Below are 12,080 nucleotides of genomic sequence, written 5' to 3'. Positions count from 1 at the left end.
GCCCGGCGGCATGCCCGCCTGGCTGGAAGACGTGGACGCCGAACCCGCTGATAGCGCGGCCCCCGCGTGGCTCCAGACAAAAGACGAAGCTCCTGGAAAAGCCTCAGTTGATGATGCACCGGCGTGGTTGCGCGACGAGACAAGCGCAACGACATCGGCTGGTGGACGTGCGGTGCCATCGAGTGACGTGCCGCCGTGGCTTCAGGATGAAGAGGACGAGACTGGTCTCAGCTCAGATAAAGATGCGAATCTGGCCCCATGGTTACGTGGGCTTGGCAATGAACCCGAAAGCCCACAGATCGCAGAACCACTCGCGAACCTCAGCACAGCAGAGAGCGCAAGTGACGCTGACGACACCTTCCTGGAGGGAGCCGAATTGCCCCGCTGGCTCAACCCGTCAGAGGCAGAGCGTCCGGTGCCAACGAGTGACCCGGTACCTGCAACACAACTCGACTGGCTGAAGCGACTCGGGATTGTTGATAGTGATAGTGACTCGGTCAACATTGTTGAACCGATCTTAGAGCAAGGGACACGCAGGCCCCCCACGGTGCGCAAGCGCAGCGAGCAGCAACACACCGATATGGCGCTCCTTGCAAGCATTGTTGCATCACCCTACCCTGAGCCTGTGGCACCTGCGGAACCATTGCCCCCGACGCGATGGCAACGCATTGGCGTTGAAAGGATCTTGTATAGCATCCTGGTGATTGCCTTGCTTGTGGCCCTGATCATCCCCGGTGTAACAGCACCGCTGCAGAGTGAGGTGCCAATCAGTCCAGAGGTGGTCGAACTTGGCATCCTGCTTGACAGCCTTGGCGACGAGGATGTGGTGCTGGTGGCCTATGAATGGGCAGCCCAACGAAGCGCCGAACTGCGACCGCTCGAAGCGGCCGTGATGCAGCGACTGGTGGCAAACCGCACGAAACTCATTCTGGTCAGCACTGATCTACAGGGAACGCTGCTCTCGTTTGATCTGATCGAGCCCTTGCGCGAGGCTGGCTATAATAACGAGAATGGCATTCCGCTCGGGGGCCGTGATTATGTGTTGCTTGGCTATCGCCCTGGAGGTGATCTGGCCTTACGACAACTGGCGCAAGATCTGCGAGGGCAATTGAAGTCAGATTTTGACGGCAACGATGCCTCGCAGAGTCTGGTGGCAAATAATCCTGACGGAACCCCGCGCATCAGCACCCTGGATGATCTTGCGATGATCCTGGTGCTGGCCGATGAAGCGCAGGATGTACAATCGTGGATGGAGCAGGTACACCGCGCGGCCCCCGAGGTTCCGATCACCTTCTTGCTTCCCAACGAGGCCCAACCGTTGGCGCAACCCTATCTCCGCCTCCCCAATGTTTATCATCTGGCAGGGCAACAGGGGGCGCTGGCCTTGCTGTCGACCGATGCTGATAGCGATAGCGCGACGATCGCAGCAGCAACGGGGCAACTCTCTTTTGCGGTCGTTGTGTTCCTGGTTTTGCTGGTCGGTGGGTCCCTCATCTCATTGCGAACACGCCCTGGGCGACCGAAGGGAGACGACTCATGAGTGGTGACGCCGTAGTGACGTTGATCAGCGGGTTGATTGCGGTTAGCCTGACGTTGCTCGTCTTTAGTCGCCTGCTTGGAGACAACCCAGCCTTTCGGATGGTGCAATATCTGTTTGTAGGGCTTTCGCTGGGCTATGCGTTTGTGGTGGTCTACCATCAGATTCTGCGCCCCAACACGCTCGCGATCCTCACTGATCTGAACAACCCATCAGGCCTGATGCTCCGCCTCGTACCCTGGTTCCTTGCCTTGCTCTTACTACCTCGCCTCTTTGGGCGGCAGAAACTCTCGTGGCTGGCGAATATTCCGCTCGCGATTCTCTTCGGCGTGGGAACAGCGCTCGCGGTTGGTGGAACCATCGTCGGGACGCTGGTTCCACAGGTACTCGACAGCATTAGACCAACCGGGAGCGATCCAGTGCAAGTGATCGGGTCTGTCTTGCTTGTCCTCGGCGTTGTGGTGACCCTGAGCTACTTTTACTTCACCCTTGCCCCCACGACACGATCGGGCCAATTGATCAGAGGAAGCGCACGAGTGGGGCGCTGGTTCTTGATCGTGGCGTTTGGTTTCTTTCTGGCAGGCGGGTTGCTCACGTACCTCACGGCCCTGAATGAACGGCTAGAATTTATTGTCACCTGGCTCCGTGCTCCCCTTGGCTAGAACGGTCAGCGGGAACGGAAGAGACGAGTTGCGGTTTCCTGTGTGATCCCGAGCGCGAAGAGATCTGCGCGGGGGCGACAAGCGAGAGAGTATGGCAGAGATAACGGGCGCAATGCTTATTGCTGAGATCGGCAGCCTGATCACGCGTGTGACGCTGATTGATGAGGTCGAAGGCGATTATCGCATGATCGGCCATGCCGAGACGAGCACAACGGCCGAGCCACCGTTTGGCAATGTCTTCTATGGCTTGCTCGAAGCAACCAGACAGATCGGCAAGATGACCGGGCGTCAACTGTTAACAGACGGCCAGTTGCTGAAGCCACAGACGAGCACCTACGACGGCGTGTCTCATCTGCTTGTGGTGACAAGTGCCGCTGGTGCGATGCGCATGGTGATTACCGCGATTGCCAGCGATGTCTCGGCGCACCATGCGTTGAATGCAAGTCACGCGACCTATACCAACGTGCTTCAGGTACTTACCCTGGACGCGAGCAGTGGGCAAGCTGGATTGGGCCCAAGCCAACGTTCGTGGATCGATGATCAGATCGATCAATTGCTTCAAATCGAACCTGAAGTCATTGTGCTTGCCGGTGGTCTAGAGGGTGGGGCGGTAGAAGCGGTGACGCGCCTGGCTCATATTGTGCGCCTGATCGCAATAAAGAGTGGCGTTGATGTGAATGGGCAGTATCAACCCGAAGTGACCGCACGGCCAGTCATCTATGCTGGCAACAGCGCGGCCCGCGAAGCCGTGAGCGAGATTTTGCACGAACGCGCCGAGGTCGTGCATGTCGCAAACCTCTGCCCCACTCTTGATCGGGCTGATCTGGCCCCGACGCAGCAAGAACTCGCCAGGCTCTACGAACGCAAGATCTTGCCTTCGCTCGCAGGGCTGACGAGTCTGGAGAGTCTTTGCGATGTGCCTGTGCGGACGGTCTGCGCGGTGCAGGGCGTGATAACACGCTTTCTCGCCGAACGCACCGGGCGCAGCGTGCTCACGCTGGACACTGGGGCTGCCGCAACAGCGGCTTTTTATGCCTCACCCGGACACTTTATTCCGACGGTGCTCGGAACCATCGGAACTGTCTATGGCTTGCCTGAGTTGATGGCAACGCAGGGCGTCGCAACACTTGCCCGGTGGCTCCCCTTTGCCATTGCGCCAAGCGACCTCAGTGAACAACTGCTCAACCGAACCTTGCGCCCATATCTCTTGCCCGCGAGTCGCGACGATGTCTACCTGGCCCATGCCATTGCCTGCGAGGCCCTGCGTACGGCACTTGCCAGACTACGCGAGCAGACCAGTCTTGATGCCGTAGACTGGATCATTGCCGGGGGCGGGATTCTTGCCCATGCCCCCCAACCAGGCCTCGCCCTCTTGACCATCCTGGATGCGCTAGAACCAATGGGCACCTCGGATCAGCCGATCATCGATGTTCATCTGGATACACTGGGCTTGCTGGTTACCGCAGGAGCGATCGCCGAATTGAACCCTGAGGCGGCGTTGACGTTGCTTGATCATGATCTGCTGTCCAATGTCCCGCTGGCGCGGGTTGTCACCCTGCTTGGTGAAGGGCCGAGCGACACCGTAGCTGCCGAGGTGGAACTGAAGATTGTTGGGGGCGCAACAGAACGCATCGAGGTCAAACACGGCACGCTCGCACGTCTCCCACTGCCGCAGGGGCGCTATGGCGAATTGACGATCCGCCCTGCGGCTGGGGTGCGGATCGGGCTCCTTAAACCAGGTGAAACCAGCGCCTCGGACGGGGGCGAAATTGCAGGGAGTGCGCTGGGTGTCGTCATTGACGCGCGCGGGCGTCCATTGCGCCTCGCCGATGATCCGCTTGCGCGACGCGAACAGATCAGCGCGTGGTTGATAGCACTGAATGTTGAACGCGACCCGGGAGACATCGCAACCCACATCGGGCCGAGCAAGCCTGAACGAGTGCCCGCAGAAGCGGAACCAACAACGACCCTTCCAACAGACGAAGCAAGCGCAAGCGCCGAGGAGCCCCCCGTGAATACGGAAGCCACCCCCGTGAACACAGAAGCCCCCCCCGTGAACACGGAAGAGTCAGGGCAAGGCGAAGCTGAGGAACGCCCATCCGCCCAACCGCCCGAGGTTGTCATTGTGGGCCAGGCAGAGACAGGGACGACAGAGAAAGGGCAACGGATTTCACTTGATGCCCTGAAAGAAGAGTCGACGCCATTGCCACCCTCAGCCAGCGAAAAGCAGCGCGACCAAGAAATTGACGCCCTGCGCAACAAGGTTGAAGCCCCGAAAAAATGGCGGCCCTTTGGGCGAAAAGAATAAGCGCACCTTAAACCCTGTGCTGAGCACAACACCAGTTACACTGGCGTTGTGCTCAGCGTTTTATCTATTCAAGTCCATTGCAAGCAATCACATCACGATACCAACCAAAGCTATCCTTGCGGATCCGCTCCTGCGTATCGTAGTCAACATGGACAACCCCAAAACGCTGATGGTAGCCATGACCCCACTCAAAATTATCGAGGAGGGACCACTGGAAATAGCCCTCAACGGGGGCACCAGCTTGAATAGCCCGATGGCACGCTTCAAGGTGGAGGCGTAGATAATCGATCCGTCGCTCATCGTGGATAGCACCATCAGGAGTGACGGGATCGAGATAACTCACACCATTTTCACTAATCAGCAGGCGAGGCACGGCATAGTGGGTATGCAAGCGGATCAGCAACCGATACAAACCCTCGGGATAGATCTCCCAGCCCATCTCGGTACGTGGCACATCAAGGCGCACGATATCAGGCTGGAGTGGGTTGGGGCCGGCGGCAACCACTTCACGGGTGTAATAATTGACCGCAAGAAAATCGGTGGGGGTTGCGATCAGTTCAAGATCACCGGGCTGGACAAAAGCCATGCCATCAGGGAAAAGACCGGCGGCGGTATAGAGGGCAACCATATCTGAGGGATAGCCAAAACCGCAGACGGGATCAACAAACCAGCGATTGAAGTAGCCATCAAAAGCCCGTGCCGCTGCCCGGTCAGCGGGGCTCGTTGAGGCCGGCACCGAGGCAGTGAAATTGAGCGCAATGCCAACCTGCGCGTCTGAGGATGCTGCCCGGATCGCCTGAACACCGAGGCCATGGGCGAGCAGGGTATGGTGACTGGCGGCGAGTGCAGCCGGCCAATCCTTGTGCCCGGGGGCGTGTTCGCCAAGCTGATAGCTGAGCATGCTCACGCACCAGGGTTCGTTAATCGTAATCCAGTGTTTGATCTGATCACCGAGCGCTGCAGCGACAACCCCGGCATACTCGGCAAACGCTTCGGCGGTTGCGCGGGCGGGCCAGCCTCCAGCATCATCAAGCGTAACCGGCAGATCCCAATGATAAAGCGTCGCGTAGGGCGTAATTCCGTGGCGCAACAACGTATCGACCAGACGGCGATAGAAATCGAGGCCAGACTGATTGATCCTACCACGGCCCTCGGGCAGAATGCGCGGCCAGGCAAGACTAAAACGATAGGCGGTCAGGCCGAGTTCGGCCATCAAGGCCACGTCAGTTTCATAACGATGATAGTGCTCACACGCCACGTCGCCGGTATGTCCATCACGGGTTTTACCCGGTGTATGGCTGAACCGATCCCAGATACTCTCACCACGACCATCGGCCTTGACTGCCCCTTCGATCTGGTAGGCAGACGTAGCGGTACCCCAGATAAACCCTTGTGGAAAATGAAGTGTCATGGTTTTGCCTCATTGCCCTGGGGCGAACACCCCAGGGCGCCTTAACGTTAGGGCTGGCGCCCTAAAAACCCATGCGTATGCTGGCGCAAACAGCCAACTTCGCTGGCCGTTTGCGCCAGCATACACGAGATTCTTGCCCCTACCCATCGCTCTTGCAACCGCGGCGTTAAGCGAGCTTAGCGCCGCTGCTGCAAGATGGCCCCTCCGTAGGGAGGTAACACCAAAAGCTCACCCTGCCAATCGGCGGTCTCGGTGGCGAGGCGAAGCTCCCACGACCCTGGTGGCAAAGCAAGCAGAGCGCGATCAGCACTATTATTCAACCCAACCAGCCACTGCTCATCATCAAGCGCCTGACAGCAATAGACGTAGTGCCCATACCGATCATCGACCACCACACTATGCCGCCTGCCACGCCAGACTGCGACAGTCGCCCGTCGCAACACCCCAAGACGTTGATAGAAGTGTAACAGATCCTGGTTCTGCGTGTCACCCCAGAGCATCGGCAAACGTGACTCTTCGGGATGGCCGGTGCCATCATAGTAACGCACATCGCGATGCTGACTCAGACCAACCTCGGTTCCATAGTAGAGCACAGGGGGAGGGGGCAGGGTATACTGGCACAGCGCAGCCAGTTTTAGGCGGCGCACATCGCCACGAACCGACCAGAGAAACCGGTTCATATCGTGGTTATCAAGAAAACTGGGCAAGACAAAATCAGCAGGGAAAGCACGAAAATGGCGGTGCAAAAAAGCGGCAAACTGACTCACCGACAACTCGCCAAAGATAAAAAAGCGCCGCAAGGCCTGCAGCAACAGAAAATCGAGGCATCCATCAAAACGACCCAGGTAGGTCTGCAGCGTATCAGCAGATTCGATTGCCTCACCAATGCCCACCCCATCAGCACGTACCGCCCTGGTTGCAAGCCGAAACGCAGCCCAGAACGCGTGCGAAGGGCCGGGCGCATAATCAAGGCGAAAGCCATCGACCCCCTGTTCAAGCCAGAAACATGCTGCTTCGAGCATGCTCTGGCGGGCAGCAGGATGGTCACAATCAACCTGAGGCAATTCATTGACCCCAAAGAATGAGGCATAACGATCCGGGTAGTGGGTAAAGCGAAACCAGGCGCGGTACGGACTGGCTGGATCACGGAGGACGTCTTGAAACACCGGATGCTGCCTGGAGATATGATTGACCGTATAATCGAGTAAGACCCGCATGCCACGTTGATGGGCAGCATCAACAAGCGACCGAAACGTCGTCAGATCACCGAGGCGTGGCTCGATGTCATCATAGCGCGTGGCATCATAGCCGTGGTGCGAAGGCGAAGGAAAAATGGGCGACAGCCAGAGCACATTCACACCGAGGCCCGCAATATAGTCGAGTTGCTCGATAATGCCAGCCAGGGTACCCCCATAGAACCCCATCAGCGAATCGGCATGGGCAAAAGAACGCCCAGAACCAGGGTGAAAGCGATCAACAAAGATATGATAGATCAGGGCATCACGCAACCAGAGCGGCGTGCGATGATGATCGACGGCATAGGCAAAGGTACGCGGACGACGCAAAAAGGTCAGGGCAAAATCATAGCCAAGCGAGCGCACATAGGGATAACCGGGCTGACCGTCGTCGGCATCATCGCCACTGGGAGGTGCCGTCCCAACAATCTCACTGGCCCAGTAACTGGTTCCATGGCGCTGTGACCAGGCCTCAATCCGATAGCGCACGAGCGTTCCAGCAGCCTGGGGGGGCAACAGGGCCGACCATTCTTCGACGTACCCCCAAAAGAGACTATCCCAGACACTGCCAAGTGGCACGGCCTCCACCACCGACGAACCAGGAGTAGGCACCCCTCGGCAGCCCTGGGGTTCCACATCACCGGTCGTATAGTAACAACTAACCCGGTCGGCAAACACCGCCGGGCCAACCGAGACGCGGATCGCGACCGGGCATTCAGGTTCAGGGTCAGGCGGATCAAGACGATGACGATGGCTCACCCCTGAGCGTTCAGCACGCACGTAATTCAACCAGCGCGCATCGGAGGTCATCATCCCAAAGATTACGTCAGCCGAGACAGCGTCCACTCAAGCCCCATTGCTTTTCAAAACGACAAACCAAGACCCCACCACAGGCACCCAACCGCCCCCGCCCAGATTACCCCCACCATTGCACACGCACTGCGGGCGGTACGCCCGCAGTGCGTGTGCAAAAATCATCCCTTTACCCCACCAAGGGTCAGACCACCAACAATATAGCGCTGCAACAGCAAATAGACAATCGCCACGGGCAACGAGACCAGGATCGAGAAAGCGGCGAAACGCGACCAGGGCACTGAGCCAGCGTACTGACCAGTCATATTATAGAGCGCCATCGCGAGCGTGAAATCCTGGGGATTGGTCAAAAACTGCCACGACAGGAAAAACTCGGTCCAACCTGTGGTGAAACTGAGGAAGCCGGTCACAGCGAGTGCGGGGGTTGAAAGGGGCAGCACGATCTGGAAGAAGATCTGATTTGCGCTTGCCCCATCAATAATGGCGGCCTCTTCTAACTCCTTGGGGATGGTATCGAGGTAGCCTTTCAGATTCCAGATCGCAAAGGGCAAGGCCCCCGAGATCATCGCAATACCCACACCAAGCAGCGAATTGCGCAGGATAAAGATGTCATTGGCCGGCGGGCTTACGGCGGTCACGAGCAAAATAAGCCCCATAACCAGCGCGACGCCCCCAAGCAGATAGGTACTGCCAACCGCTGTGCCCGATCGCCAGGCAGGCACAATGATCAGCAGGCCGAACCCGGCGGCAAGCAGACCAGCAATGCCAAGGGCAATCGAAAGCAACGTCGCGGTAATCCTGATCCCATTGAGCAACGCAAAGAGCGGCGCAATAGTGGCGACCGCAGGCAAGACCGTAATGCCAAGCACCGCGATCATCGCATACTGGCGACCAGGAAACTTGAAGCGCGAGAAGGCATAGGCAGCGCTGACACCAATGAGCAGCGCAAAGAGCGCCACGCCACCAGCGAGGCGAAGACTATTCATTGCCAGTTCAGCGAACGTAACAGGATTACCGGTTGGGCGATCAAGCACCTGACGATACGCATCAAGCGAAGCCCCAGGCGGAATCAAATTCAACTCGGTCGGACGGGCGATATTGCGCGGATCGAGCGACATACTCACAATCCAGAGCACCGGAAAGAGCACCGTCGCCCCAATGAAAAGGCAGAGCGCCTGGTAGAGCGCCTGCTGCCACCACTTCAATTGACGCCCACTCTTCGAACTACCTTGCCGCACAGCACTGCCGGTGCGGGCAGGGGTTGTTGCAACACTAGCCATCGTAGGTCTCCGTGGCCCGCGTAATGCGGTTTGTAATTAAGAAGATCGGGATCAAGACTGCGGCAATCAACACCGAGAAGGCCGCCGCAACACCGTAGAGCTGATTGACATTGACCAGGCGGAACGCCTGCGTGACCATAATCTCGGTACGCCCGAGCGGGCCACCGCCACTCATAAAATAGATGATGTGGAAGAGATTGAAGGTCATCACAATGCCAACCATCGCCGCAGGCACCATCGCGGGTCGCAACAGTGGCAGCGTAATGCTCCAGAACTGCTGGCGACCAGTTGCGCCATCAATCGAAGCGGCCTCGTACATCTCTTTGGGGATCGACTGCAGCGCACCCGTGGCGACAATCGACATGAAGGGCCAGCCGAGCCAGATATTGGCGATCAGCATCGCATAGTAACTGAGCGGCAGCGGAATACCGGGAATAGGGGGTTCGATTTGATTGAACCAGCGAATTTGGATCGGACTGCCTGCAATCATGCTGATCAACTGGTTGATAGCACCATACTGATCATCAAACATATTGCGCCAGACCGTCGCAATGACGATATTGGGCAAGACCATGGGGAGAATAAAGATGGCACGGTAGATTTTACGCCCCCATAAGCCCTCGACATTCAACAACACAGCAATCAAAATGCCGAGCGACACATGAAAGCCAACATTCGAGAATGTCCACCACAGGTTAAACCCAAGGATACGCCAGAAATCAAAGTTACCGCCAAGCTTGGCCACGAATGAGGGTTCGTTGGTCAGAATATCGGTATAATTCTGCAACCCGACACCCTCAGGGGGGCGATAATTGGCCGGGGGGAGCCCACCAGGGCCAAAACGGTTCAGGGTCTGCTTGCCTTCTTCGCGGATCACACCATAATCGGTAAAAGACATCCAGACTTGAAAGACGAGGGGATAGAACGTCACCGTGAGCATTACGAGAGCAGCGGGCAGCAGATAAATCAGCGGCCCCCGCAGTTGACGCCAAGTCTCACTCAACGGAGAGCGTGGTGCCCCGGTACCAGCTCTGGCTACCTCCGGGTTCGTCGCAGCCATGCGGCTTCCTCCATTTCGATAACACAACAGGAAGGTGACAGTCGTTGAGGGAAAACAAGAGAGGGCGCCTGCCCTCTAACCAGAATTGATCAATTTCAATGCGATACGTTTGCGTAAGACATACAGCACAAGCCGTTTGCGACCAGGCTCTGCCTGGTCGCAAACGTGAGGAACAAGCCTACGGATTGGCCGCATTCATCGTAGCACATGCTTCGGTAATCGAAGCATCAGGTGCGGCACCGCCATCAAGCACCTTGGTAATCGCATCACCAAACGGCCCCCAGAAGTTGGAGAGTTCAGGAACCTGCGGGCGGGGCACACCGGTCTGGGCAGCATCGGCGAAGCCCTGCACGAGCGGGCTCTCGATGGCAATATCGGTACGGGCAGGCACGTGACCGGCCTGATTGACATAGACATCCATCGACTCGGCGCTGGTCAGGAACATCGCGAGGGCAACAGCACCGGAAATATTGGCGCTGTTGATATTGACATAGAAGCCGTCAACGCCAGTCATCGGGCCAGCCGGATTCGTGGCACCAGGCATCGCCGCAACCGCCAGGTCATCACCGAGGGCGGTACGATAGTCACCGAGGGCCCACGGGCCATTGATGGTCATATCGGCGCGGCCCTCTTTGAAGAGCGAGTCGGCCTGACCGCCATCGGTCGAGAAGGTCACATTCGGCTCAGCCTTGAGTTCCTGGAGGAAGGCCAGCCAGGTATCACCACCGGTGGTATCGGCGACACAACGGCCATCGGCATCCATCAACTCAGCGCCAAATGCCTGCATCCACCCAAAGTTGTGGTACGCACTCTGGTTGAGCACCAGCGTATTGCCATTGCGCACCAGTGCGAGCAACTCGTCGGTGGTCGTCGGGGGCGTCGCAACTTTAGAAGTATTGTAGTAGAGTGCCACGGCCTTGAAGGACTCAGGAATTGCGTAAAGCTGACCATTGAGGCTCATACCCTGAATTGCCGTTGGCGAAACATTCTCGGCTTCGAGCATTGGCACATACTCGGTCAGATCGGCAAGCAAGCCAGCACGGATCTGGTCACCGAGTGAGTCATTAGGGGCGATGAACATATCAGGGCCAGCACCCGAAGTCACTTCATTCTGGAATTTGTTGAAAATCTGATCGAAGGGGATCTGCAACATGTTAATTGTTGCATCGGGATACGCTGCCCGTGCATTCGCAACCAAGGTATTGATTGCTTCCTCTTCGGCACTGCCCGTACCATAGGCATGCCAGAGGGTGACTGTGCCGGTAACGCCAGAGGGATCTTCAGGCGTTGTCGGGGCCGATGGTTCGGTCGGGGCCGGTGGAGGGGTAGCAGTCTGGCCGCCACAGGCAACCAGAAGAAGCGCCAACAGGGTTGTTAGCGCAACAAAAGAGACGAACCGCTTCATGTTTTTTGCTCCTTAGCAAGATAACTGGCCAGCGTCGGCCAACGAAAGTTTAGTTGCATTTGCAACTATTTAATATGCAACTTTTCGCATTGTGAGTATACTACGTCGTAGGCTGTTCGTCAAGCATGATTTTGTTGCATATCATGGGTGGTATTATATCGCATCCATGATGCGGAATCAATGGGTTTGGGGCTACGCCCCAAACCCAACGTTATAGGGTATGTTGGGCGGCTTCGCCGCCCAACATACCCTGCAACGATGCTTGGGGGCGGGGGCGCGCCGACCCCATGGCAGCGGCGACGTTGCAGAGGCTCGGGCCTGCGGACCTCAAGAATCATGCGTGTGCTGGCGCAAACGGCCAGCGAAGCT

7 protein-coding genes and 1 pseudogene are annotated in these 12,080 nt (G+C 57.5%); 3 read left to right on the top strand and 5 right to left on the bottom strand.

The window, feature by feature from the left end; translation table 11 throughout:
• The 3 genes and pseudogenes from EYB53_RS06870 to EYB53_RS06860 all read left to right on the top strand — a co-directional run.
• Positions 1-1,540, top strand: a pseudogene (locus EYB53_RS06870) (hypothetical protein); the annotation flags it as partial.
• Complete coding sequence (locus tag EYB53_RS06865; protein ID WP_135477470.1) at positions 1,537-2,199, top strand: hypothetical protein; 663 nt, start codon at positions 1,537-1,539, stop codon at positions 2,197-2,199. The pseudogene EYB53_RS06870 and the gene EYB53_RS06865, both read left to right, overlap by 4 nt.
• A 91-nt stretch (positions 2,200-2,290) precedes the next feature.
• Positions 2,291-4,507, top strand: a complete 2,217-nt coding sequence (locus tag EYB53_RS06860) for a glutamate mutase L (RefSeq protein WP_135477469.1) — start codon at positions 2,291-2,293, stop codon at positions 4,505-4,507.
• A 64-nt stretch (positions 4,508-4,571) separates the two neighbouring features.
• On the opposite strand, the gene EYB53_RS06855 is transcribed toward EYB53_RS06860, so the two are convergent.
• From EYB53_RS06855 to EYB53_RS06835, 5 genes are all read right to left on the bottom strand, one after another.
• Entirely contained in the window at positions 4,572-5,918 is a 1,347-nt protein-coding gene (locus EYB53_RS06855; RefSeq protein WP_135477468.1) for a GH1 family beta-glucosidase, read from the bottom strand.
• Between the two features lie 176 nt (positions 5,919-6,094).
• Complete coding sequence (locus EYB53_RS06850) at positions 6,095-7,999, bottom strand: alpha-amylase family glycosyl hydrolase (protein ID WP_371879077.1); 1,905 nt, start codon at positions 7,997-7,999, stop codon at positions 6,095-6,097.
• A 128-nt stretch (positions 8,000-8,127) separates the two neighbouring features.
• Entirely contained in the window at positions 8,128-9,246 is a 1,119-nt protein-coding gene (locus EYB53_RS06845) for a sugar ABC transporter permease (RefSeq protein ID WP_135477467.1), read from the bottom strand.
• Positions 9,239-10,306 (bottom strand): carbohydrate ABC transporter permease, encoded by a 1,068-nt coding sequence (locus EYB53_RS06840; RefSeq protein WP_135477466.1) that lies wholly within the window; start codon positions 10,304-10,306, stop codon positions 9,239-9,241. Before EYB53_RS06840 ends, EYB53_RS06845 begins: the two co-directional genes overlap by 8 nt.
• A gap of 178 nt (positions 10,307-10,484) precedes the next feature.
• Positions 10,485-11,711, bottom strand: a complete 1,227-nt coding sequence (locus EYB53_RS06835) for an extracellular solute-binding protein (protein WP_135477465.1) — start codon at positions 11,709-11,711, stop codon at positions 10,485-10,487.
• Positions 11,712-12,080 lie beyond the last annotated feature (369 nt).

Origin of the sequence: Candidatus Chloroploca mongolica, assembly GCF_004762035.2 — a bacterium.
In the GTDB taxonomy this organism is placed as follows: domain Bacteria; phylum Chloroflexota; class Chloroflexia; order Chloroflexales; family Chloroflexaceae; genus Chloroploca; species Chloroploca mongolica.
Note: the sequence above shows the minus strand (reverse complement) of the source record. Positions and strands in the feature narration are given on the sequence as shown.